Origin of the sequence: Streptomyces sp. NPDC001532 (assembly GCF_040298625.1) — a bacterium.
Lineage (GTDB): Bacteria > Actinomycetota > Actinomycetes > Streptomycetales > Streptomycetaceae > Streptomyces.
The window spans coordinates 203,171-225,941 of sequence record NZ_JBEPAL010000003.1 but is presented as its reverse complement, the minus strand read 5'-3'; the positions used below and the strand labels follow the sequence as shown (position 1 = coordinate 225,941).

The 22,771-nt window shown below is 71.1% G+C and carries 19 protein-coding genes and 1 pseudogene; 7 read left to right on the top strand and 13 right to left on the bottom strand.

Going from position 1 to position 22,771, the window contains the following annotated elements; genetic code table 11:
* Positions 1–79 precede the first annotated feature (79 nt).
* Together ABT232_RS05455 and ABT232_RS05450 are read left to right on the top strand one after the other, a co-directional pair.
* Entirely contained in the window at positions 80–1,048 is a 969-nt protein-coding gene (locus ABT232_RS05455; RefSeq protein WP_351836184.1) for an arabinan endo-1,5-alpha-L-arabinosidase, read from the top strand.
* Positions 1,030–2,463 (top strand): family 43 glycosylhydrolase, encoded by a 1,434-nt coding sequence (locus ABT232_RS05450; protein WP_351836181.1) that lies wholly within the window; start codon positions 1,030–1,032, stop codon positions 2,461–2,463. The genes ABT232_RS05455 and ABT232_RS05450 overlap by 19 nt, the downstream gene beginning before the upstream one ends.
* A gap of 75 nt (positions 2,464–2,538) precedes the next feature.
* On the opposite strand, the gene ABT232_RS05445 is transcribed toward ABT232_RS05450, so the two are convergent.
* The 8 genes from ABT232_RS05445 to ABT232_RS05410 form a co-directional block, all read right to left on the bottom strand.
* Entirely contained in the window at positions 2,539–4,107 is a 1,569-nt protein-coding gene (locus ABT232_RS05445) for a pyridoxal phosphate-dependent aminotransferase (RefSeq protein ID WP_351836179.1), read from the bottom strand.
* Between the two features lie 102 nt (positions 4,108–4,209).
* Positions 4,210–5,355, bottom strand: a complete 1,146-nt coding sequence (locus tag ABT232_RS05440; RefSeq protein WP_351836176.1) for an aldose epimerase family protein — start codon at positions 5,353–5,355, stop codon at positions 4,210–4,212.
* A gap of 59 nt (positions 5,356–5,414) precedes the next feature.
* Entirely contained in the window at positions 5,415–6,656 is a 1,242-nt protein-coding gene (gene mmsB, locus ABT232_RS05435) for a multiple monosaccharide ABC transporter permease (protein ID WP_351836173.1), read from the bottom strand.
* Positions 6,653–8,203, bottom strand: coding sequence for a multiple monosaccharide ABC transporter ATP-binding protein (gene mmsA / locus ABT232_RS05430; RefSeq protein WP_351836171.1), 1,551 nt, complete (start codon positions 8,201–8,203; stop codon positions 6,653–6,655). Before mmsA ends, mmsB begins: the two co-directional genes overlap by 4 nt.
* Before the next feature lie 33 nt (positions 8,204–8,236).
* Complete coding sequence (chvE, locus tag ABT232_RS05425; protein ID WP_351836170.1) at positions 8,237–9,349, bottom strand: multiple monosaccharide ABC transporter substrate-binding protein; 1,113 nt, start codon at positions 9,347–9,349, stop codon at positions 8,237–8,239.
* Between the two features lie 36 nt (positions 9,350–9,385).
* Positions 9,386–10,363: a glycosyltransferase family protein gene (locus ABT232_RS05420; RefSeq protein WP_351836169.1), complete on the bottom strand. Its 978-nt coding sequence runs from the start codon at positions 10,361–10,363 to the stop codon at positions 9,386–9,388.
* A 111-nt stretch (positions 10,364–10,474) separates the two neighbouring features.
* Entirely contained in the window at positions 10,475–11,479 is a 1,005-nt protein-coding gene (locus tag ABT232_RS05415) for a zinc-dependent alcohol dehydrogenase (RefSeq protein WP_351836167.1), read from the bottom strand.
* On the bottom strand, positions 11,476–12,639 hold the full coding sequence (locus ABT232_RS05410) for a mandelate racemase/muconate lactonizing enzyme family protein (RefSeq protein ID WP_351836164.1): 1,164 nt from the start codon (positions 12,637–12,639) through the stop codon (positions 11,476–11,478). Before ABT232_RS05410 ends, ABT232_RS05415 begins: the two co-directional genes overlap by 4 nt.
* A gap of 289 nt (positions 12,640–12,928) precedes the next feature.
* Between ABT232_RS05410 and ABT232_RS05405 the strand changes: the two genes are divergently transcribed.
* Together ABT232_RS05405 and ABT232_RS05400 are read left to right on the top strand one after the other, a co-directional pair.
* On the top strand, positions 12,929–13,657 hold the full coding sequence (locus ABT232_RS05405) for an SCO2400 family protein (RefSeq protein ID WP_351836162.1): 729 nt from the start codon (positions 12,929–12,931) through the stop codon (positions 13,655–13,657).
* Positions 13,658–13,763: 106 nt separating this feature from the next.
* Positions 13,764–14,228, top strand: a pseudogene (locus ABT232_RS05400) (EstA family serine hydrolase); the annotation flags it as partial.
* Positions 14,229–14,297: 69 nt separating this feature from the next.
* Here the strand turns inward: ABT232_RS05400 and ABT232_RS05395 are convergent.
* Together ABT232_RS05395 and ABT232_RS05390 are read right to left on the bottom strand one after the other, a co-directional pair.
* The gene (locus ABT232_RS05395) at positions 14,298–14,717 is read right to left on the bottom strand and encodes an organic hydroperoxide resistance protein (RefSeq protein ID WP_351836159.1); all 420 of its coding nucleotides are present in this window, start codon (positions 14,715–14,717) and stop codon (positions 14,298–14,300) included.
* Positions 14,718–14,812: 95 nt separating this feature from the next.
* Positions 14,813–15,835 carry an NADP-dependent oxidoreductase gene (locus ABT232_RS05390; RefSeq protein ID WP_351836157.1) on the bottom strand — a complete coding sequence of 341 codons (1,023 nt, stop codon included), beginning with the start codon at positions 15,833–15,835 and terminating at the stop codon, positions 14,813–14,815.
* Between the two features lie 92 nt (positions 15,836–15,927).
* Here ABT232_RS05390 and ABT232_RS05385 point away from each other — a divergent pair, with 92 nt between their 5' ends.
* Positions 15,928–16,380, top strand: coding sequence for a MarR family winged helix-turn-helix transcriptional regulator (locus ABT232_RS05385; protein WP_351836155.1), 453 nt, complete (start codon positions 15,928–15,930; stop codon positions 16,378–16,380).
* Between the two features lie 24 nt (positions 16,381–16,404).
* Positions 16,405–17,202 (top strand): EI24 domain-containing protein, encoded by a 798-nt coding sequence (locus ABT232_RS05380; protein WP_351836153.1) that lies wholly within the window; start codon positions 16,405–16,407, stop codon positions 17,200–17,202.
* Positions 17,203–17,230: 28 nt separating this feature from the next.
* On the opposite strand, the gene ABT232_RS05375 is transcribed toward ABT232_RS05380, so the two are convergent.
* Together ABT232_RS05375 and ABT232_RS05370 are read right to left on the bottom strand one after the other, a co-directional pair.
* A complete protein-coding gene (locus ABT232_RS05375; RefSeq protein WP_351836151.1) occupies positions 17,231–18,475 on the bottom strand; it encodes a pyroglutamyl-peptidase I in 1,245 nt (414 codons plus the stop codon).
* 74 nt (positions 18,476–18,549) lie between these two features.
* Positions 18,550–19,152 (bottom strand): TetR/AcrR family transcriptional regulator, encoded by a 603-nt coding sequence (locus ABT232_RS05370; RefSeq protein ID WP_351836149.1) that lies wholly within the window; start codon positions 19,150–19,152, stop codon positions 18,550–18,552.
* A gap of 142 nt (positions 19,153–19,294) precedes the next feature.
* On the opposite strand from ABT232_RS05370, the gene ABT232_RS05365 reads away from it, so the two are divergent.
* Positions 19,295–21,715: a glycoside hydrolase family 3 protein gene (locus ABT232_RS05365; protein WP_351836147.1), complete on the top strand. Its 2,421-nt coding sequence runs from the start codon at positions 19,295–19,297 to the stop codon at positions 21,713–21,715.
* Positions 21,716–21,786: 71 nt separating this feature from the next.
* Here the strand turns inward: ABT232_RS05365 and ABT232_RS05360 are convergent, their stop codons facing one another.
* On the bottom strand, positions 21,787–22,767 hold the full coding sequence (locus ABT232_RS05360) for an aldose epimerase family protein (protein WP_351836145.1): 981 nt from the start codon (positions 22,765–22,767) through the stop codon (positions 21,787–21,789).
* Between the last annotated feature and the right edge of the window lie 4 nt (positions 22,768–22,771).

Here is a 22,771-nt window from a genome sequence, read left to right as displayed (position 1 = left end):
AACAGTTCGATTCTACGTTCCCGTTCGCAGTGACGATCGACGTTCGAAATGTCGAAAACGAGAACGGGAGCACCCCCACATGAGTCGCACCCGCACCGCACTCCTCGCCCTCCCCGCCGCCGCCCTGCTCGCCCTGGTCCCCACCACGGCGTCGGCCTACCCCAACCCCGGGACCGTCACCGGCTCCACCGTCGTCCACGACCCGACGATGATCCGCACCTCGTCCGGGCAGTACCTGCTGTACGCCACCGGCGGCGGCATCGCCGGCAAGACGTCCGCCGACCGCGTCGCCTTCAGCGCCGGCGCCGACGCCTTCTCCTCCCGGCCGGGCTGGTGGTCGACCTACTCCTCCGTGCCGGAGGCCTGGGCGCCGGACATCTCGTACCAGGGCGGCAAGTACCTGATGTACTACTCCGTCTCGAAGTTCGGCTCGAACACCTCCGCCATCGGCCTGGCCGGCTCCACCACCGGTCGGCCGGGCAGCTGGAGCGACTACGGCATCGTCTACACCTCCAGCTCCTCCAGCGACTACAACGCCATCGACCCCAACCTCTTCGTCGACGGCGACGGCAAGTGGTGGCTGTCCTTCGGCAGCTGGTGGACCGGGATCAAGATGATCCAGATCAACCCCTCCACCGGGAAGCAGCTCTCCACCAACACCACCCGCTACTCGCTCGCCTCCCGGCCCACCGGCACCAAGGCCGTCGAGGCGCCGTACATCGTCAAGCGCGGCGGCTACTACTACCTCTTCGCCTCGTACGACACCTGCTGCGCCGGCACCAGCTCCACGTACAAGGTCAAGGTCGGCCGGGCCACCTCCGTCACAGGGCCGTACCGCGACAAGAACGGCGTCTCGATGATGAACAACGGCGGGACGCCGGTGCTGGAGTCGCACGGCAACGTCATCGGCCCCGGCGGCCAGTCGATCATGAACGACGTCGACGGCGACCTGATCGTCTACCACTACTACGACGGCAACGACAACGGCACCCCGAAGCTCGGCATCAACCTTCTGAACTGGAGCAGCGGATGGCCCGTCGCCTACTGACCCTGCTGGCCGCTCTGGTGCTCCTGCTCGCCCTGGGACAGACCCCCGCCAGTGCCGCCTCGTTCACCAACCCCGTGAAGTCGGTCAAGGGCGCCGATCCCTGGATCTCGTACCACGACGGCAACTACTACCTGGTCAGCACCAGCTGGACGAGTGCCATCACCATCCGCAAGTCGGCCACCCTCGCCGGGCTGGCCACCGCGCCCAGCGTCCAGGTGTGGACGGGAGACGCGGCCTCCCGCTGCTGCAACATCTGGGCGCCGGAACTGCACTACCTGGGCGGCCGCTGGTACCTGTACTACGTGGCCGGGCAGAACGTCTCCGACTACAACCCGACGCAGCGCAGCCATGTGCTGCAGAGCGCGGGATCCGACCCGCTGGGCCCGTACACCTACAAGGGGCAGCTCAACCCGTCGTGGATGCTCGACCCGACCGTCGCCACCATCAACGGGCAGCTCTACCTCTTCGGCAGCGTGAACGGCGGCACCCAGAACATCGTCGCCGCCCGCATGTCGAACCCGTACACCGTCAGCTCCTCCTTCACCACCGTCTCCACCCCGACGTACGACTGGGAGCGCGTGGGCGGCACGGTGAACGAGGGGCCGGAGATCCTCCAGCGGGGCGGGCGGACCTTCCTGGTCTACTCGGCCAGCGGCTGCTGGACCCCCGACTACAAGCTGGGACAGCTGGAACTCACCGGGACCGACCCCACCGCGGCCTCCTCCTGGACGAAGAAGTCCGTGCCCGTCTTCCAGCGCAACGACGGCAACGGCGTCTACGGGCCGGGCCACAACGGCTTCTTCACCTCACCGGACGGCAGCGAGAGCTGGATCGTCTACCACGCCAACGACTCCGCCTCCGACGGCTGCGACAACGGGCGGACCACGCGCGCGCAGAAGTTCACCTGGAACTCCGACGGCACCCCGAACCTCGGCACGCCGGTGCGGCTCGGATCGAGCGCGGCCGGGCCGTCGGGCGAGCCGTCCGGCGTCGCGGCGACCTACACCCTCACCAACCGCAACAGCGGCAAGTGCCTGGAGGTGACCGGCGGTTCCACGGCGGACGGGGCGAACGTGGCGCAGTACACCTGCAACGGGGGCGCCCACCAGCGCTGGCGGTTGCAGGACCTCGGCGACGACACCCACCGGCTGCTCAACGCCGCCACCGGCAAGGTGCTCGACACCGCGAACTGCTCCACCGCCGAAGGGGCCGACCTGCGGCAGTGGTCCTGGCTGGACAACACCTGCCAGCGCTTCCGGTTCCTGGTCACCGACAGCGGCTGGGTCCGCATCGTGGGCCAGGCCACCGGCAAGGTCGCCGACGTCGCCAACTGCTCCACCGCGGACGGCGCCGACGTACGGCAGTGGACCTGGCTGAGCAACGGCTGCCAGCAGTGGCGGCTCGATCCGGTGTAGCGCGCCGGAAGGACCGCGCCGGAAGGACCGCGCCGGAAGGACCGCGCCGGAAGGACCGGCGCCGCGGACCGGCGGTCAGCCCGTCTGGCCCATTCCGGGTGTGCTCGGCCAGCCGCCCGGGGTGGGCCAGCCCGTCGCCGGGGCCGGGGTGAGGCCGTCGGTGCCCCTGACCTGGGCGGCGGTGAGGCCGCCGCGCGCGGGCACGCCGGGCGGGGTGGGGCCGACGGGGAGCGCCGCGGCCGCCGGGACCGGCACCGCCTGGGCGGCGGCCGGCTGCGGCACCGGCTGGGGGAACGGCTGCGGCGCGGGCTGGGGGACGGGCTGCGGGACGGGCTGGGGGACCGGCTGCGGGGCCGGTTGGGGCATGGGCTGCGCCGCCGGCAGCGGCATGCCCGCACCCGTGTTCAGACCGGCGGTGAGGCCCTGCAAGCCCGCCCCGTTCGTCGCCCCCACCAGCCGGTCCACCGCCGCCGTGCCCGAGCTGTAGCTGGTCCCGGTGCCCAGCTCGGGCACGGCGGCTCCCCTCCTGGTCCCGTAGAGCACCTGTTCCAGGCCGGACACCAGGCGACGCACGTCGACCTGGGGGCGCACCACGAGCCGCAGGAAGCGGCTGGACGAACCGATCTTGTTGCCGCACTCGCGGACCAGGATGCGGTGCTCGGTGAGCAGCCGGTCCCGGACCACGGTGCCCTCGGCGCCCACGGGAAGGCGGACGAAGAGGAAGTTCCCCTGTGAGGGGTAGACGGTGAGGCCGGGCAGCGAGGAGAGCCGGCCCGCCATGTCCAGGCGGTCACGGCGCACCTGCTGGAGGCTCTGGACGTACTCCGGCCCGTGCTCCTTCAGCATGAACACCACGTGCTCGGCGAAGGAGTTGAGGTTCCACTTGGGCAGCATCGAGCGGACCTTGCCGGCCAGCGCCGGGTTGGCTACCAGATAGCCGAAGCGGATGCCGTGCAGTCCGAAGTTCTTGCCGAGGCTGCGCAGCACGATGACGTTGGGCCGGATCATCGCCTCCTGGACGACGCTGGGCTCGGTCTCGGCGTCGCAGAACTCCAGGAACGACTCGTCGACGACGACCAGGTCCCGGTCGGCCATGGCGTCCATGAACTGCACCACCGAGTGCCGGTGGAGGTAGCCGCCGTCGGGGTTGTTGGGGTTGCAGAGCACGGCGACCCGGGTGCCGCGCGCCCGGATGAACTCGGCGTACTGCGCCAGGTCGAGGGCGAAGCCGGTGGACTCCTGGAGCGGGAACATGTCGACCCGCTTGCCGGTCTCCATGGGCTGGTCGGTCCAGCGGCCGAAGGTGGGCACCGGAACGGCCAGCGACTCGCGGACCAGGAGGTGGTCGATCCAGGTGATCAGCTCGGTGGAGCCGTTGCCCATGGCCACGCACTGCGGTGGCAGCTGGAGCAGACCGCACAGTTCGGCGGTGATGGTGTCGGCGCTGCTCGGGTAGTACGTGATGATGTCCCGCAGCCGGGCCGCCATCTCGTCGAACATCGCCGGGGTGGGGAAGTACGGGTTGCACGGGATGCAGAAGTCCAGCGGCCCGGCCCCGTCGCCGCCGCCCTGCCGCGTCAGCGCCGCCATCGACGGGCTGTGCGCGACGGCGCTGCGGAACAGCGAGGTGACGTTGTCAGCCACGGGAACCTCCGTCGATGGGTGGCCCGCGCGGGGGAGCGCGGGCCACCCATGGATACGGAGGCGCCTGAGGCGGTGTTCAACTCATGTGGAGAAAGCGTGCGTTCACGCGCTGAACGAGTGCACCGTCGTCGAGCGGTAGACCTGTCCCGGCCGCAGCTCGGTGGAGGGGAACGACGGCTGGTTCGGGGCGTCCGGGAAGTGCTGGGTCTCCAGGCAGAGCGCGTCGCCCTGCCGGTAGATCGCGCCGCCGGAGCCGACCAGGGTGCCGTCGAGGAAGTTGCCGGAGTAGAACTGCAGGCCCGGCTCGGTCGTCGCGATCTTCATGGTGCGGCCGGAGGCGGGGTCGCGCAGGGTCGCGATGTGCTCGGGCCGGGCGGTGATGCCCTTGTCCAGGACCCAGTTGTGGTCGATGCCCTGGCCGTACAGCAGCTGCTGGTGACCGACGCGGATGTCCTCGCCGACCGTCTTGGTCCGGCGGAAGTCGAACGGGGTGCCCGCGACCGGGGCCAGCTCGCCGGTGGGGATCAGGCCGGAGTCGACGGGGGTGTAGCGGGAGGCGGCGATCCTCAGCTCGTGGTCGTAGATCGTGCCGCTGCCCTCGCCGGCCAGGTTGAAGTAGACATGGCTGGTGAGGTTGCAGACGGTCGGCTTGTCCGTGGTGGCCTCGTAGTCGATCCGCCAGTCACCGGCGCGGGTGAGGGTGTAGGTCACCGCGGTCTTCAGGGTGCCGGGGTAGCCCATCTCGCCGTCGACGCTGGTGTAGTACAGGCGCAGGCCCACATCGGAGCCCTTGGTGAAGGGCTCGACGTCCCACACCCGCTTGTCGAAGCCCTGCGCGCCGCCGTGCAGGCTGTTCTCGCCGTCGTTGACGGACAGCTGGTGCTGCTTGCCGTCCAGGGTGAAGCGGCCCTTGGCGATGCGGTTGCCGTAGCGGCCGATCAGCGCGCCGAAGTAGGGGCTGGAGGCGACGTAGTCCTCGACGTTGTCGAAGCCCAGCGAGACGTTCGCGTACCGGCCGCGACGGTCGGGCAGTTCCAGGGACTGCACGATCCCGCCGTAGGAGAGCACCTTCAGCCGGGTGCCGCCGTTCTGAAGCGACCAGCGGTGGACCTTCGTGCCGTCCGCGAGCCTGCCGAAGACCTCCTTCACCGGTCCGCCGCCGCCCTTGGCGTGCGCGGTGCCGATCGTCGCGGCGGTGACACCGGCGGCGGCTGCCCCGGCGATGACGGTGCGTCTGCTCATGTCCATGTGCGGCTCCTGCGAGGGAAATGGAGACGGGCCCCGCCACATGGCGGGGCCCGAGCTGACTACGAACCGGACTTGCGCTTGTTCCACACGTCGAACCCGACCGCGGCCAGCAGGGCGAGTCCCTTGATGACCTGCTGCCAGTCGGTGCCGACGCTGAGGAGGTTCATGCCGTTGTTCAGCACACCGAGGACGAGACCGCCGATGATCGCGCCGAGGACGGTGCCGACACCGCCGCTCATGGACGCGCCGCCGATGAACGCCGAGGCGATCGCCTCGAGTTCGTAGTTCAGGCCCGCCTTCGGTGAGGCCGCGTTGAGCCGGGCGGCGATCGCCAGTCCGGCCAGGGCCGCGAGCACGCCCATGTTCAGGAAGACCAGGAAGGTGACCTTCCTGTCCTTCACTCCGGACAGCTTCGCCGCCGGAAGGTTGCCGCCGATGGCGTAGATGTGCCGGCCGAAGACGGCGTTGCGCATCAGGTAGCCGTAGCCGACCACCAGCGCGCCCAGCACCAGCAGGATGATCGGCGCGCCCTTGTAGCTGGCCAGCAGCAGGGTGACCGTGAGCAGCGCCGCGACGATGGCGACCAGCTTCAGCAGGAAGAGGTTGCGCGGCACCACCTCCAGCGCGAACTCCTGCTGGCGCCGCCGGTCGCGCAGCTCCTGGAGGACCACGAAGGCGATCAGGGCGAAGCCCAGCAGCAGGGTGATGTTGTGGTAGTTGGTCTCCGGGCCCACCTCGGGCAGGAAGCCGTTGCCCATCTTCTGCAGGCCGTCGGGGAACGGGCCGAGGGTCTGGCCCTCCAGCAGGATCTCCGTCACCCCGCGGAAGACCAGCATCCCGGCGAGGGTGACGATGAACGACGGTATGCCGAGATACGCGATGAGGAAGCCCTGCGCCGCACCGGCGACCGCGCCGGCGATCAGGCACAGCACCACGGCGACCGGCCACGCGATGTCGTGCTGCACGGTCAGCACGGCCGCGAACGCGCCCACGAACGCGGTCAGCGAACCGACCGACAGATCGATGTGCCCCGCGATGATCACCAGCATCATGCCGATCGCGAGGATCAGGATGTAGCTGTTCTGCAGGACCAGGTTGGAGACGTTGCGCGGCAGCAGCAGGTCGCCGTCGGTGGTGATCGTGAAGAAGGCGACGATCAGGCCGAGGGCGATCAGCATGCCGTACTGGCGCATGTTGCGGCGCAGTCCGTCCAGCACCAGCTGGAGCAGGCCGCCGCCGGCCGCTGCGGACTTGCCCGGCGGCGCCGGCGCCGGGCTCTTGGCGGTCACTTCCGTGCTCATCGCGTTACCTCTTTGTCCTTCGTCATCTGACGCATCAGCGATTCCTGCGTGGCCTCGGCACGCGAGAACTCACCGGTCAGCCGCCCCGCGGCCATCGTGTAGATGCGGTCGCACATGCCGAGCAGCTCCGGCAGCTCGGACGAGATGAAGACGACCGCCTTGCCCTCGGCGGCCAGCTTGTCGATGACCGTGTAGATCTCGAATTTGGCGCCGACGTCGATACCGCGCGTCGGCTCGTCCAGGATCAGCACATCGGGACCGGCGAAGATCCACTTGCTGAGGACGACCTTCTGCTGGTTGCCGCCGGACAGCTTGCCGACCGGCTCGAACACCGTCGGCGCCTTGATGTTCATCGACTTGCGGTAGCCCTCGGCGACCCGGCGCTCCTCGTGCTCGTCGACGACGCCCCGCCGCGCGACCTTGGCGAGCGCGGTCAGCGAGATGTTGCGGTTGATGGTGTCGATCAGGTTCAGGCCGTAGTGCTTGCGGTCCTCGGTGACGTAGGCGATGCCGTGGCGTACCGCCTCGGCGACCGTCTTCGTACGGATCTCCGTGCCGTCCTTGAGCACGGTGCCGCCCGCGTGCCGGCCGTAGGTCCGGCCGAAGACGCTCATCGCGAGTTCGGTGCGGCCCGCGCCCATCAGGCCCGCGATCCCGACGATCTCCCCGCGCCGCACCTGGATCGACACATCGTCGACCACCTTGCGCTGCTGGTCGATGGGGTGGTGCACGGTCCAGTTGCGGATCTCCAGCGCCGGGGCCGCGCCCGCCTCCGCCTCGTGCGGGGTGCGCTCGGGGAAGCGGTGGTCGAGGTCGCGGCCGACCATGCCGCTGATGATCCGGTCCTCGGTGGTGCCCGGGTCGCGCACGTCGAGGGTCTCGATCGACCTGCCGTCCCGGATGATCGTCACCGAGTCGGCGACCTTGCGGATCTCGTTCAGCTTGTGGGAGATGATGATCGAGGTGATGCCCTGGTTCTTCAGCTCCAGGATGAGATCGAGGAGCTTGTCGCTGTCCTCGTCGTTGAGCGCCGCGGTCGGCTCGTCGAGGATGAGCAGCTTCACCTTCTTGGACAGCGCCTTGGCGATCTCCACGAGCTGCTGCTTGCCCACGCCGATGTCGGCGACGCGGGTCTCCGGGTGGTCGGTGAGACCGACCCGGCGCAGCAGCTCGGTGGCGTGCCGCAGGGTCTCGTTCCAGTCGATGAGCCCGCGCCTGGCGTGCTCGTTGCCCAGGAAGATGTTCTCCGCTATGGACAGGAACGGCACCAGCGCCAGTTCCTGGTGGATGATGACGACGCCGTGCTGCTCGCTCGCCCGGATGTCCTTGAACCGGCAGACCTCTCCCTCGAAGAGGACCTCCCCTTCGTAGCTGCCGTGCGGATGGACGCCGGAGAGGACCTTCATCAGGGTCGACTTGCCGGCGCCGTTCTCCCCGCAGATGGCGTGGACCTCGCCCTGCCGGACGGTCAGGGTGACGTCCGACAGCGCCTTGACGCCGGGAAAGGTCTTGACGATCGAGCGCATTTCCAGGACGGGTCCCGCCATGGTCGTGCCTTCCAATCACTCAGAGTACGGCGGTCAGTTGAGGTCGCTTTCCTTGATGTAGCCGGAGTCGACGACCGTCTCCTTGTAGTTGGACTTGTCGACGCTCACCGGCTCCAGCAGGTAGGCGGGCACGACCTTGGCACCGTTGTCATAGGTCTTGGTGTCGTTGACCTCGGGCTTCTTGTCGTTGAGCACCGCGTCGACCATGTTCGAGGCCACCTTGGCGAGTTCGCGGGTGTCCTTGTAGACGGTCATGGACTGCTCGCCGGCGATGATCGACTTCACCGAGGCGACCTCGGCGTCCTGGCCGGTGACGACCGGCAGCGGCTTGTCCTTGGAGCCGTAGCCGTCCGACTTCAGCGCGGAGAGGATGCCGATGGAGATGCCGTCGTAGGGCGAGAGCACGGCGTCGACGCGGTCGCTCTTGTACGACTTGGTGAGGATGTCGTCCATGCGGCGCTGCGCCGTGGCGCCGTCCCAGCGCAGGGTGGTGACCTGGGTCAGCTCGGTCTGGCCGGACTTGACGACGAGCTGCTTCTTGTCGATGTAGGGCTGGAGGACGTTCATGGCGCCCTGGAAGAAGTAGCGGGTGTTGTTGTCGTCGTTGGAGCCGGCGAACAGCTCGATGTTGAAGGGGCCCTTCTCGCTGCCGTCCTTCAGGCCCAGCTGCTCGACGATGTAGGTGCCCTGGAGCTCGCCGACCTTCTCGTTGTCGAAGGACGCGTAGTAGTCGACGTCCTCGGTGCCGAGGATGAGGCGGTCGTAGGAGATGACGGGGATGCCCGCGTCCTTGGCCTGCTGGAGGACGTTGTTCATCGACTTGTTGTCGATGGCGGCGACGATCAGCGCCTTCACGTCCTGCGTGATCAGGTTCTCGATCTGCGAGACCTGCTGGTCCGGGTCGTCCTCGCCGTAGACCAGCTTGGTCTTGTACCCCTTGGACTCCAGGTTCTCCACGACGTTCTTGCCGTCGGCTATCCAGCGCTCGGAGGACTTGGTCGGCATCGCGATGCCGATGGTGGCGCCCTCGGAGGACCCCGGCTTCTGCTCGCTGCCGCCCTCGCTGTCCTGCCCGCAGGCGGTCAGGGTGAGGGCGAGGGAGGCGACGGTGGCCATGGCGGCGAGTGCGGCTCTGCGGTTGCGCATGGGATCAGTCCTTGTTCTTCTCGTCGTTGAGAGGGATCACGCCTGGGGCGAGCTGGTGGGGAAGCGGTGCAGGTCGCCGGGGAGCCGGGAGCCGAGCGGCGCCATCTCGCCGTCCGCCCCGTGCCGGGCGAGCAGGTCCAGGGCGAGGCGGCCGCGCCGCACCCGCTCCCGGGCGGTGTCCAGGGTCAGGTCCCGCATGTGGGTGCCGTACGGGTAGATCCCGGGAGCCTTGGAGAGGCCGAACTTCAGGTACAGCGGGGCGCCGCGCCGGATCAGCTCGGCGACCTCGTACATCCGGATGTAGCCGCCGAGGTCGTCCGGGGCCTCGATGTACATGTCCATGGGTGCGCCGGAGACCCGGCGGATCTCGGTGAGGTGGTCCAGCGTCAGATCGCTGGGCACGTTGACGGAGTCGGCGCCCAGGCGCTCGTACACCGCGTACGCGGCCGGGTTGACGGGGCCGATCAGCGCCGAGACCTTCAGCGTGGTGTCGGCGGGGACGATCCCGGCCTGCCGCGCCCGGTGCAGCGTCCACAGCACGCCCTCGTCGGCGACGAGCAGGCACTTCACGCCCAGCTCGGTGGCGCGTACGGCGTCCTCGACGCAGCCGGCGACCGCGTCGTGGCCGCGGGCCCGCAGTCCGGCGCCGCGCGAGTCGGTGCGGGTGGAGCCGCCGATGTCCCAGGTGCCGCGCGGGCCGGTGAACAGGCAGAGCTCGATGTCCCGTTCGGCGGTGGCCTCGACCATCTCGGTGATCTCGGCGTCGGTGAGCATCCACACACCGCTGCCCTGGCTGATCCGGTGGATCGGCACATCGAGGCGGGAGGACTCCTTGAGCACCACCGCCAGCGCCTCGGGACCCTCGCACGAGGGGATCTCGGTGCGCCAGCGGCCGCCGCCGGGGAAGGTGTGCGGCGAGGCGTCGGCGGGGTCGAGGGTGGGCGCGCCCAGACCGAGGGCGGCGAGCGCCTGCTCACCGGGTCGACGGGCTGCCGTGGCGGAAGCGTCGGTCACAAGCTGTCCTTCGTGTTCGGTATTTCGGACGAGGTTCGCGTCTCATGGCGTACGAGGCTGGGGAGTACGCCGGTACGGAGGCCGTCAGGTCGCCCCCGTACCGGCGTACGGTCAGGGACGCAGCAGCACCTTGCCCACCTTCGGGTCGCCGGCCCCCACCAACTCGATGGCCTGCGAGAACTCGGCGAGCGGCAGCTCGTGCGTGACCAGCGGCACCGGGTCGAGGAGCCCGGCCGCGAACACCCGCACCGTGTGCGACCAGGCGTCCGGCGGTGCGCCGAAGACGGTGTGCACCTCCAGCTGCCGCACGACGAGATCGGTCGGGTCCAGTCCTTGCGCGCCCGGCGCCGGAATGCCCGTCAGCACCAGCCGGCCGCCGCGCCGCAGCAGGCCCGCCGAGATCCGCGCGGCGTCCGCCGACCCGGCCGTCTCGATGACGACGTCGAAGTCGCCCGGCAGCTCCTGGTCCTTGGTCCGGAAGTCGGTCGCCCCGAACTGCCGGGACAGCCCCTCGCGGTCCCGCCGGGTGCCCACCACCAGCAGCTCGGCCGGCGAACCGGCGCGCAGGAACTGCACGGCGAACATGCCGAGGGTGCCGGTGCCCACCACCGCGACCCGCTCACCCGGCCGCGCGTTCGCCTTCAGGGCGGCGGCCGCGATACAGGCGGCCGGCTCCAGCAGGGCGGCGGCGGTCAGGTCCGCGTCCTCGGGCAGCACGTGCAGCAGCCGGGCCGGGAGGGTGAGGGTGGCGGCCATCGCGCCCGGCTGGGTGAAGCCGGTCTCCTCGTAGCCGTCCGTGCACAGGGTGGTCTCGCCCGCGTGGCAGCGATGGCACACCTGGCAGTTGCGGAACCCCTCGCCGACGACCTTGCGGCCCACCAGGCTCTCCGGCACCCCGGCGCCGACCGCCTCCACCGTCCCCGACCACTCGTGGCCCGGGGTCAGCGGATAGCGGACGTACGCCTCGGGCCGGTTGCCCTGGTACACCTCGCGGTCGCTGCCGCAGATCCCCACCGCGTGCACCCGCACCAGCGCCTCCCCGGCCTCGGGACGACGCGGGGTGTGCTCCACCAGCCGGTGCCGGCCCGGGGAGTCGACGACGACCGCGGTGCTCACTGGGTGCCCTTGGGCTTGCGCTGCTCCCAGCCCTCGGCCCACAGGTCGAACCGGGCCTGCTGCTGCGGGAACTCGGCGGCGGCGTCGACGTCCAGCTCCACACCGAGGCCGGGGGCGTCGGAGAGGTGGAAGCAGCCGTCCTCCGGGTTCACCTGCGGGGCGCCCTTGACCACCTTCTTGATCTCCGCGTCGGCGAAGTCGTTGAAGTGCTCCAGGATCTTGAAGTTCGGCGAGGTGAAGCCGACCTGGAGGGAGGCGGCGGTGAGCACCGAGCCGCCGACGTTGTGCGGCGCGACCAGCATGTAGTGGGTCTCGGCGGTCGCGGCGAGCTTCCGGGTCTCCCAGATGCCGCCGATGTGGCCGACGTCGGGCTGGATGATGTCCACCGCCTGGTTCTCGAACAGCTCGCGGAACTCGATGCGGTCGTGGATGCGCTCACCGGTGGCGACCGGGATGTCGACCTTGGCGGCGACCTTCTCCAGCGCCCTCAGGTTCTCCGGCGGGCAGGGCTCCTCCAGCCAGGCCGGCTTGAACGGCGCCAGCTCCTTGGCCAGCCGGACGGCGGTGGCGGGCGAGAAGCGCCCGTGCATCTCCAGCATCAGCTCGGCGTCCGGGCCGATGGCGTCGCGGACGGCCTCGATGAGGGAGACGGCGTACAGGGTCTCCTGGTGGTCCAGCTCGTAGTGGCCGGTGCCGAAGGGGTCGATCTTGAGCGCCCGGTACCCGCGCTCCATGACCCCCTGGGCGGCCTTGTGGTAGGCCTCCGGCGTGCGCTCGGTGGTGTACCAGCCGTTGGCGTACGCCTTGACCTTGTCGGTCACCTTGCCGCCGAGCAGCTGCCAGACCGGCACGCCCAGCGCCTTGCCCTTGATGTCCCAGCAGGCCATCTCGATGACGGCGATCCCGGACATCACGATCTCGCCGGCCCGGCCGTAGTCGCCGTACTTCATCCTCTTCACGAGGTCTTCCACGGCGAACGGGTCGGAACCGAGAATGTGGTTGGCCTCGGCTTCCCTCAGGTAGCCGAGGAGGGCGTCGGTGTGTCCCAGCATCCGGGTCTCGCCGACTCCGGTGATGCCCTCGTCGGTGTGCACCTGTACGTAGGTCAGGTTGCGCCACGGCGTCCCGACCACGTGTGTGCTGATTCCGGTGATGCGCACGGCAGTTGCCCCTCGTGAACGTCGGTTCTGTTCGAGATTTCGTCACTCGTTCGAAATGCTGGCGTGACAGTAAGGACGCGGCGGTGGGGGTGTCAATGGGTCGAACGGATAACAGTTTCGGCAGTTTCGAAGCGGCTTTCGAAACTCGCAGCGAAAGCGGCTTTCGGACGATGGGGGAGGGATGCGGAGACTGTCCCCGACGCGCGGTGGCGGAACGGCCCGTTCCCCACAGAACATTCACAGCCGCGACTAGGAACGTGACCGGCGCGGAACTTAACCTTCCCGCGTCATGGACTACTGCCACCCGTGCCGACGGCACCTGAACGGCGCCCTCGCCTGCCCGGGGTGCGGCACACCGGTCGAACAGCTCCGCCCGTACGCGGACGAGGACGACGCACACCCCGACGGCGGCCATGAGCCGTCGCCCGCGCCCGGTCCGGACGCCGAGCGCCCCGGCCGGGCCGCCGCCCGGCGCGCCCGGCAGCCGGAGTCGAGCCGTCGCGACCGCAAGGCCGCCGCGCACCGCCGGCGCCGCCGCCGGGTGCTGCTGGTCACCGCCGGTTTCGCCCTGGCGGCCGGCGGTCTGAGCCTCGCCGAACTCGGCATGGACGCCGTGTTGCCGGCCCCCGCCCCCGCGGCGGCCGGCGACACCTCCCCGGACGGCGGCACCTCGCAGGAGGCGGACGAGACGGCGGACCCGCTCTCCGCCGTCTCCGTGCCCGGCTCCGGCACCGGCACGGAAACCGCCTCCGGCTCGGCCTCTCCCTCCGGCTCGGCCTCCCCGTCCCCGTCCGGCTCCGGCGCCTCGGACGACCCGGAGGCGTCCGCGTCCCCCTCGAAGTCCCCCCAGTCGGCCACGACGAACGCGCCCGCGAACCCCGCCCCCACCGCCACCACCGAGGCCCCGCCGCCGCCCGATCCGGCCCCCACCACCACGGCGGACCCCACCACCTCCGCCCCGGACCCGGAGCCCTCCCCGTCCGAGACGTGCGACCGCTTCCTGTGGTGGTGCACCTGAGCGCCTGACGCGCCCGACACCTCTGACGCGCCCGAGCGGCAAGTCCCCCTTGTCGCGCGTGAGTCGAACAGGCCCGTCCGGTTCACCGCCCTCGTCCTCACCACGGACCTCGATCGCGTTCCACGCCCTTGTGCCGAACCCGAGCGAGCCGGCGGACCACCCCGACTCCCGTCAGGTGCGGGCCAAGGGGCCGGCGTCGGCGGGCGGTGCGGCCGCGGCCCGCGGGCTCGCCGGGATGTACGCGGCGGCGATCAGCGGGACCGACGGCCGGCCGCCGCTGCTGAAGCCCGGCACCGTCGCCGAGTTCGGGCAGATCCACCCGGTCGGCCACGACCTGGTGCCGCGCACGCACAAGGCGTCCGGGCTCGGCTTCCATGCCACGGCGGGCTTCGCGTACCCGTTCCTGGGCGCCGGTGCCTTCGGCCACAGCGGCGCGAGCGGCTCGCAGGCCTTCGCCGCCCCGCGCGGCGTCCCGGCCTACGGCTGTACCAGGCGCCGTTTCACCTTCCCGGGCGGGGCGGCGCCGGAGGACGAGGAGCTGGTCCGGGCGGTGCGCACGGCGGCGCCGGCCGTCTGGCGCGCGCGAAGGCCGCACCCCGCGTCCGGGGGTGCGGCCTTCGTCGTGGCCGGCGAAACCGGGTCAGACCAGCGTCACGCTGATGTTGCCCCGGGTCGCCTTGGAGTAGGGGCAGACCTCGTGGGCCTTCTTGAGCAGGCCGCGGGCCGTCTCCGCGTCGACGTTCGGGATGCTCGCGGAGATCTCCACGATCAGCCCGAAGCCCTCGTCGTTCTTGCCGATGCCGACCTTCGCGGTGACGGTCGAGCCCGAGATGTCGGCCTGCTCCTGGCGGGCGACGACACCGAGCGCGCCCTGGAAGCAGGCGCTGTAGCCGGCGGCGAACAGCTGCTCCGGGTTGGTGCCGGCGCCGCTGCCGCCCATCTCCTTCGGCGGGTTCACGACGACGTCGAGCTTGCCGTCGTCGGTGGCGACCCGGCCGTCGCGGCCGTTCTCGGCGGTGGCGACGGCGGTGTACAGGACGTCCGACTGCTGAATGCTCATGCGGTGGTCTTCCTCCTCGGTCCGCCGCGACTCGCGCCCACGATCGCCGACGGTTTTCGGAAAGAAGTTACCGCATACCGGAAAGCGAATGAAGCCTAAAGCTTGACGATCATCTTCCCGGTGTTGTCGCCGCGCAGGACGCCGAGGAAGGCCTCCAGGTTGTTCTCGATGCCCTCGACGACCGTCTCGCGGTACTTCAGCGCGCCCGAGGCGACCCACGGGCCGACCTCCTGGACGAACTGCGGCTGGAGGTCGTAGTGGTCGCCGACCAGGAAGCCCTCGATCCGGCCGCGGGTCTGGATCAGCCGGGCCAGGTTCCGCGGGCCGGGGGCGGGCTCGGTGTTGTTGTAGACCGAGATCATCCCGCAGACGGCGATCCGGCCGCCCTGGTTGAGGGAGCCGATGGCCGCCTCCAGGTGGTCGCCGCCGACGTTGTCGAAGTACACGTCGACGCCGTCGGGCGCGGCCTCGCGCAGCTGCTCGGAGACCGGGCCGCTCTTGTAGTTGAAGGCGGCGTCGAAGCCGTACTCCTCGACCAGCAGCTTCACCTTCTCGTCGGACCCGGCCGAGCCGATCACCCGGGAGGCGCCCTTGAGCTTGGCGATCTGGCCCACCTGGCTGCCGACGGCACCCGCCGCGCCGGAGACGAAGACGCTGTCGCCCTCCTTGAAGGCGGCGGTGCGCAGCAGGCCGGCGTAGGCGGTGAGGCCGGTCATGCCGAGGACGCCGAGGTAGGTGGACAGGGGTGCCGCGTTCGCGTCGACCTTGACGGCGTGCTCGGCGCTCACGGCGGCGTACTCGCGCCAGCCGAGGAAGTGCAGCACGTGGTCGCCGACGGCGAAGCCCTCGGCGTTGGAGGCCACGACCTCGCCGACCGCGCCGCCCTGCATGACCTTGCCCAGCTCGAAGGGGGCGACGTAGGACTTGGCGGCGCTCATCCGGCCGCGCATGTACGGGTCCACCGAGAGGTAGCGGTTCCGTACCAGCACCTGGCCCTCGCGCGGGGTCGGGACCTCGGCCTCGACCAGGGCGAAGTCCCCGTCCTGGGGCCAGCCGACCGGGCGGCTGAGCAGGTGCCATTCGCGGTTGACGGTGGGGAGTGCGGGGGTGTCCGACATCGGAACCTGAACCTTTCGAAATGTTTCACTACCTGAAACAACCATGCTCCTGAATATTTCAGGATGTCAAGCAAGCCGGTAATCTGAGTGTCATGGCCACCGCGTACCCCTCCCGCCGCCCCGACGACCTCACCCTGGAGGTCGTCGACCTCATCGGCGCGGTCGTGGCCCGCTACCACGAGGAGTTCGAGGAGGCCGCCGCCGGGCACGCCCTCACCGCCGCCCAGGCCAAGCTCCTCGCCCTGCTCTCCCTGGACCCGCTGCCCATGCGCAAGCTGGCCCACAAGCTCAAGTGCGAGCCGTCGAACGTCACCGGCATCGTCGACCGCCTGGAGGCCCGCGGCCTGGTCGAACGCCGTCCCGACCCCGCGGACCGCCGGGTGAAGGTCGCCGCCGTGACCGACGAGGGCCGCCGCGTCGCCCGGAACATGCGTGACTCCCTGCACTTCGCCCGCGAGCCGCTGGCGGCGCTCGGCGAGCAGGAGCGGCTGGCGCTGCGGGATCTGCTGCGGCGGATGGTGGAGTCGGAGACCGGGCCCCGGTAGCCGCCGGACGGCTAGAGTTCCCCCATGCGTGATCTTGGGGTGGGCTTCGGCTATCTGATCAAGGGCCAGCGATGGGTGGCCCGGCACGGCAGGCAGTTCGGCTTCGGGCTGCTGCCCGGACTGATCACTCTGGTGCTCTACGCGGCCGCGCTCACCGCGCTCGCGCTGTGGGGCACCGACTTCGTCGCCTGGGCGACGCCCTTCGCGGACGACTGGTCCAGCCCGTGGCTCGGACTCTTCCGCGGCCTGCTGACCGTCGTCCTGTTCGCGCTGTCACTGCTGCTCGCCGTGATCACCTTCACCGCGGTGACCCTGCTGATCGGCCAGCCCTTCTACGAGAGCCTGTCGGAGGCGGTCGACCGGGACGTCTCCCCGGACGGCACCGCCCCCGAGTCGGACCTGCCGCTCCTGCGGGAGCTGTGGATCTCCGGCCGCGACAGCCTGCGGATCGTCGTCCGCGCCGCGCTCTGGGGCGTGCTGCTGTTCGCGCTCGGATTCATCCCGGTGGCCGGGCAGACGGCCGTCCCGGTGATCGGCTTCTTCGTGACCGGCTTCTTCCTCACCGAGGAGCTGACCGCCGTCGCCCTCCAGCGCCGCGACGTCGACCTGCGCGACCGCCTCGCCCTGCTGCGCTCCCGCAAGACGCTGATCTGGGGCTTCGGCACCCCGCTCGCCGTCACCTTCCTGATCCCGTTCGTGGCGGTCTTCCTGATGCCCGGCGCGGTCGCGGGCGCCACCCTGCTCGCCCGCGACCTGCGCGGCGAGGAGACCGTCGAGCGGGACACCGCCGCCGGCCCCCGCGAGCAGGACGCCCACCTCTGAGCCGCCCGCCCGCGGACCGGCCCCCGGATCAGCCCCGCCCGCGTCCCGCCGCGCCGACGGCCACCGTCAGGATCTCCCGCACCTGGGCGACGATGTCCAGCCGGTTCCGCACGAACTCGGGGTCGGTGACCTCGGTGGTGTTCCCGGCGCCGAACTGGAGCACCGGCGTGTGCACATGGCCGCCCGGCAGCGTCTCCCGCAGGCCCAGGCGGTCCCGCAGCAGCGTCGCCCGGTAGGCGATCTCGTTGGACAGGTAGTCCCCGCCGCCGCCGGCCCGCGCCGTCGAGCCGGGGGTGGGCCCGTCCGGCCGCACCACGGGCGTGCTCCCTCCCGCCGGGATCTCGGTCACCGAGGTGTTGTCGTACACCGGGAAGCGGCCGGTGTCCGCCGCCACGACGGCCCCGTACGGCAGGGTCGTCGACGTCCACTGCGGCCGGCTCGCCGGGTCGGTGACGGGGACGGTCTCCGCGCGGCCGGCGTTCTCGTTGTCGGCGAAGCCGCCCCGCCAGGCCCCGTTGGTGCGCTCGATGTCGAACCGGCCGACCCGGCCCTGGCTCACCGTCGCGAACAGGTCGATCCGGGGCAGGTGCGGCCGCAGCGTCCGCTCCACCGTCCCTTGCGTGAAGTCCCGCCAGCGCACCGGGAAGACGGCGGTCTCCACCCGTGCCGGACCGTCCGCCGTCTGGATCACGGTGCCGTCGAGGGCGAGCGCGGTCGCGCCGGACGGGTTGGAGATGCGCACGTCCCGGTCCAGCGTGAACGGGTCGAAGCCGGTCACCAGGACCCGCTTCAGGCCCTTGCCGTGCGGATACCGCAGATCGCTCTGCCCGCGCGAGGTCCGCTCCAGCGCCTCCAGCAGCGCCGCCCGCCCGGACTCCGTCAGCCCGGACTCCGGCTGCCAGGACCGCACTTCCCGGCTCATCGCGAGCCGTGCCCAGTACAGCGGCCGGTCGTCGTCCCGGCTCAGGTCGCCGGCGGCGGGCCCGCGCCCCTGCGCCCGGTCCACCGCCCGCCGCCACAGCGCCGACCCCTCGCGGACGACCGCGGCGCGGGCCCGCGCGTAGGAGTCCGCCGCGTCGAGCGCCCCGGCCAACCGCGGGGCCGCGTCGTCGAATCCGGAGCGGCGCAGGATCTCCTGCGGGGCCGCGCGGTCAAGCCGCTGTTCCTCGACCGTCTCGGCGGCGGTCGCGGGGGCGGCCCCGGCGGGGGTGGTGAGGGCGGTCGCGAGCGCCAGTCCGAGGAGGGCGCCGATCCGTAAACGCGAGACAGTCACGGCAGTTCAGGTCCTTCCGTCGCCGTGGAATGCGTGCTGCGGGACGGCGGAAGTCTCCCCGTGACGGGTGTGGTCTACGCCGTGCCGTGCGACGGCGGTGACGGATCCTCACCGAGCAGCGCGAGGAAGTCCCGGAACGCCCCCGGCATGTCCACCGACTCCGGGTCCAGCAGCCACTGGTACTGGAGGCCGTCCATCACGGCGACCAGCAGGGGAGCGGTGCGCTCGGGGGTCAGTCCGTTCGGCAGGCGCTCGCCGTACTCATCGCGCAGCATCCGCGCCATGCTCTCGCGCACCCGGGCGTAGCGCTCGGAGAAGTAGCCGCGCGCCGGATGACCCTCGGTGACGCTCTCGCCGAGCAGCGCCGAGAAGGTCTGGATGATGCCGGGACGCATCGCGTTGTACTCGACGAGCGAGACCAGCAGATCCGTCCGCCAGGTGCGGGCGGGGACGGCGTCCCAGCGGTCGCGCTCCTCCAGCACGGCGACGAGCAGCGCGTCCTTCGTCGGGAAGTAGTGCAGCAGGCCCTGCTGGGTGAGCCCGACGCGCTCCGCGACGGCCGCCATGCTGGCGCCCCGGTAGCCGCGCTCGGCGATCACCTCCAGCGCGGCCCGGACTATCTCGGCCCGCCGTTCCGCACTCCTGACCCTCGCGCTCATGTCGTCACCGTACGACATCACCCACCCCTCGATATAACGTCAAGGTAACGAAACCTACCGGTCTACAGGTAATGCGTGCACGATGGGAGACGTCCGCACCGACCCGGACACCGCACGGACCCGCACGGATCCCGCACGGACTCAACGAGGAGGCACCGCCATGGCGGAAACCCCGGCATCCCAGGACGCGGCCGTCGAAGCGGCCCTCGCCGCTCTCGACCTGGACGCCAAGACCCGGCTGCTGGCCGGCCAGGACGCGTGGACGCTGCCCGCGCTGCCCGAGATCGGCCTGGGCTCCCTGGTGATGTCGGACGGCCCGGTCGGGGTCCGCGGGGTGCGCTGGACCGCCGACGACCCGTCGATCGCGCTGCCCTCGCCGACCGCCCTCGCCGCCACCTGGGACCCGGAGCTGGCCCGCCGCGCCGGCACCCTCCTCGCCCAGGAGGCCCGCCGCAAAGGCGTCCACCTGCTGCTCGCGCCCACCGTCAACCTGCACCGCTCACCGCTCGGCGGCCGGCACTTCGAGGCCTACAGCGAGGACCCGTACCTCACCGGCCGGATCGGCTCCGGCTATGTGACGGGCGTCCAGTCCGGCGGCGTCGGCACCACCGTGAAGCACTTCGTCGCCAACGACGCCGAGACCGACCGCTTCACCGTGAACAACGTGATCGGCGCCCGCGCCCTGCGCGAGCTGTACCTGGCCCCCTTCGAGGCGATCGTCGAGAACGCCCACCCCTGGGGCATCATGACCGCCTACAACTCGGTCAACGGCACCACCATGACCGAGCACCATCACCTGGTGAACGAGGTGCTGCGCGGCGAGTGGGGCTTCGACGGCGTCAACGTCTCCGACTGGACCGCCGCCCGCGACACCGCCGGCGCACTCGACGGCGGCCTCGACATCGCCATGCCGGGCCCCGAGACCGTCTACGGCCCCGCCCTCGCCGAGGCCGTCCGCGCCGGCCGGGTCAAGGAGTCCGCGGTCGACGACGCCGTTCGCAACGTGCTGCGGCTCGCCGCCCGCGTCGGCGTCCTGGACGGCGCGGCGCCGGCCGTCACCGAGCCGCCCGCCGAGGTGGACGGCGAGGCCCTGGCCCGCGAGATCGCCCGCCGCTCCTTCGTCCTGGTCCGCAACGAGGGCGCGCTGCCGCTCAGGCCCGGCACGGTCGCCCTCTCCGGCGCCGCCGCCCGCGACGCCCGGGTCCTCGGCGGCGGCTCCGCCACCGTCTTCCCGGCCCGGACCGTCTCCCCGCTCGACGGCCTCACCGCCGCCCTCCCCGAAGGCGGCCTCAGCTACGCCGTCGGCGCCGACCCGAACACCGAACTCGCCGTCGCCGACACCGGCTTCACGCTGCGCGCGATCTGCCGCGACGAGAACGGCGAGGTCATCGGCACCGCCTCGGCACCCAACGGACAGGTCCAGTGGATGGGCGACGACCTCCCCGACGGCGTCACCCACGACCGGCTGCACACCGTCGAACTGACCGGCACCTTCACCCCGCGCGAGACCGGCACGCACACCTTCGGCATCAAGGGCATGGGCGCCTTCACCCTCACCGTCGACGGCACCACCCTCTACGACGACGTCCAGCGGCCCCCCAAGGACGACCCCTTCGAGGCCTTCTTCGGCGCCCCCGTCCCCCAGGGCCGGGCCGAACTCACCGCGGGGCGCGAGGTCACCGTCTCCCTGCTGTACCTGGTCCACCTGCCCGAGGGCATCCCGATGCGGGTCGTCGGCTTCGCCCTCGCCCACCAGGAGCCGCAGCGCGACCCCGACGAGCTGATCGCCGAGGCGGTCGAGGCGGCCCGCGCCGCCGACACCGCCGTCGTGGTGGTCGCCACCACCGAGCGCGTCGAGTCCGAGGGCTTCGACCGCACCGACCTGCGGCTGCCCGGCCGCCAGGACGACCTGGTCCGCGCCGTGGCCGCCGTCAATCCGAACACCGTGGTGGTCGTCAACGCCGGCTCCCCGGTGGAACTGCCGTGGCGCGAGGAGGTCGCCGCGGTGCTGCTGACCTGGTTCCCGGGCCAGGAGGGCGGCGCGGCCCTGGCGGACGTCCTCACGGGCGCCCACGAGCCCGGCGGACGCCTCCCCAGCACCTGGGGCAGCCTCGAGGACGCCCCCGTCACCCAGGTCGTGCCGCGGGACGGCGAGCTGCCCTACTCGGAGGGCGTCTTCATCGGCTACCGCGCCTGGGACCGGGCCGGCCGCACCCCCGCCTATCCCTTCGGCCACGGCCTCGGCTACACCACCTGGGCCTACGACTCCGTCGAGGTCGACGGGGCGACGGTGAAGGTGCGGGTGCGCAACACCGGCGAGCGCCCCGGCCGCGAGGTCGTCCAGGTCTACCTGGCCCCCGTCGAGGCGGACGCCGAGCGCCCGGCGCGCTGGCTGGCCGGGTTCGCGGTCGTCGAGGCGGCCCCCGGCGAGACCGCCGAGGCCGTGATCGAGATCCCGCGCCGGGCCTTCGAGATCTGGGACGAGACGGCCGGCACCTGGTCGTTTGTGAAGGGTTCGTACGAAGTCCAGGCGGGGCGCTCGATCGCCGACCGCAGGATCACCGCGACGGTTAACGTCTGAACCAAGGACGACTCGTCCTGCCGAGCAGCCCCGGCCCGGAACCTGACCCCGGGCCGGGGCTCGTCCTTGTCTCAGTCCCGGATGGCGAACCCGTAGACGGTCTCCGAGCGGAACGTCCGGCCCGGCCGCAGCACCGTGCTCGGGAACTCCGGCCGGTTCGGCGAGTCGGGGAAGTGCTGGGTCTCCAGCGCGATGCCCGCGCCGGGCGAGAGCGGGCCGTCGAGATGATCCGCGGTGTACAGCTGGAGGCCGGGCTCGGTGGTCGCCACCGTCAGCACCCGCCCGGACGCCGGGTCGTACAGCTCCGCGACCTCCTCCGCCGCCGAGGTGACCCCCTTGTCCAGCACGAAGTTGTGGTCGTACCCGGAGCCGGTCACCCGCGGCTTGCGGAAGTCGAACCGGGTCCCGGCCACCTCGGCCACACCCGTCGGGATCAGATCCTCGTCGACCGGTGTGTACCGGCCGGCGGCGATCCGCAGCTCATGCCCGCCCGCCGGGCCGGAACCGGCGCCGCCGGAGAGGTTGAAGTAGCTGTGGTTGGTCAGGTTCACCACGGTCGGCGCGTCCGTGACCGCCTCGTACCGGATCCGCAGCGCGCCGTCCGCGTCCAGCGAGTAGGTCACAGCGACCGTCAGCCGGCCCGGGAACCCCTCCTCGCCGTGCGGGCTCACCCGGGTCAGCCGCAGCCCGTGCTCCACCGGCCCGGCCTGCCACACCCGCTGGTCGAAGCCGCGCTCACCGCCGTGCAGCGAGTTCGGCCCGTTGTTCGGGGCGAGGGCGTAGGTCAGCCCGTCCAGCTCGAAGCGGGCGCCCGCGATCCGGTTGGCGTAACGGCCGATGAGAGCACCGAGGTAGGGGCCCGGATTCTCCAGATAGCCGTCCAGACCGTCGAACCCCAGCACCACGTTCGCCGTCCGGCCGTCCCGGCCGGGCGCCTCCACCGACTGCACGATCCCGCCGTACGAGAGGATCCGCACCCGCACGCCGGCCCGCTCCAGGGTCCAGCGGTGCACCGGCGTGCCGTCGGGAAGTGTGCCGAAGTGTTCATTCATGAGC

What these genes read in the sequence shown, in the direction of transcription:
- ABT232_RS05390 (WP_351836157.1), bottom strand. Translation starts at nt 15,835, where the DNA reads ATGTCGGACACCCCCGCACTCCCCACCGTCAACCGCGAATGGCACCTG.
- ABT232_RS05450 (WP_351836181.1), top strand. Translation starts at nt 1,030, where the DNA reads ATGGCCCGTCGCCTACTGACCCTGCTGGCCGCTCTGGTGCTCCTGCTC.
- ABT232_RS05380 (WP_351836153.1), top strand. Translation starts at nt 16,405, where the DNA reads ATGCGTGATCTTGGGGTGGGCTTCGGCTATCTGATCAAGGGCCAGCGA.
- ABT232_RS05455 (WP_351836184.1), top strand. Translation starts at nt 80, where the DNA reads ATGAGTCGCACCCGCACCGCACTCCTCGCCCTCCCCGCCGCCGCCCTG.
- chvE (WP_351836170.1), bottom strand. Translation starts at nt 9,349, where the DNA reads ATGCGCAACCGCAGAGCCGCACTCGCCGCCATGGCCACCGTCGCCTCC.
- ABT232_RS05395 (WP_351836159.1), bottom strand. Translation starts at nt 14,717, where the DNA reads ATGAGCATTCAGCAGTCGGACGTCCTGTACACCGCCGTCGCCACCGCC.
- mmsA (WP_351836171.1), bottom strand. Translation starts at nt 8,203, where the DNA reads ATGGCGGGACCCGTCCTGGAAATGCGCTCGATCGTCAAGACCTTTCCC.
- ABT232_RS05370 (WP_351836149.1), bottom strand. Translation starts at nt 19,152, where the DNA reads ATGTCGTACGGTGACGACATGAGCGCGAGGGTCAGGAGTGCGGAACGG.
- ABT232_RS05365 (WP_351836147.1), top strand. Translation starts at nt 19,295, where the DNA reads ATGGCGGAAACCCCGGCATCCCAGGACGCGGCCGTCGAAGCGGCCCTC.
- ABT232_RS05385 (WP_351836155.1), top strand. Translation starts at nt 15,928, where the DNA reads ATGGCCACCGCGTACCCCTCCCGCCGCCCCGACGACCTCACCCTGGAG.
- ABT232_RS05440 (WP_351836176.1), bottom strand. Translation starts at nt 5,355, where the DNA reads ATGGACATGAGCAGACGCACCGTCATCGCCGGGGCAGCCGCCGCCGGT.
- ABT232_RS05405 (WP_351836162.1), top strand. Translation starts at nt 12,929, where the DNA reads ATGGACTACTGCCACCCGTGCCGACGGCACCTGAACGGCGCCCTCGCC.
- mmsB (WP_351836173.1), bottom strand. Translation starts at nt 6,656, where the DNA reads ATGAGCACGGAAGTGACCGCCAAGAGCCCGGCGCCGGCGCCGCCGGGC.
- ABT232_RS05360 (WP_351836145.1), bottom strand. Translation starts at nt 22,767, where the DNA reads ATGAATGAACACTTCGGCACACTTCCCGACGGCACGCCGGTGCACCGC.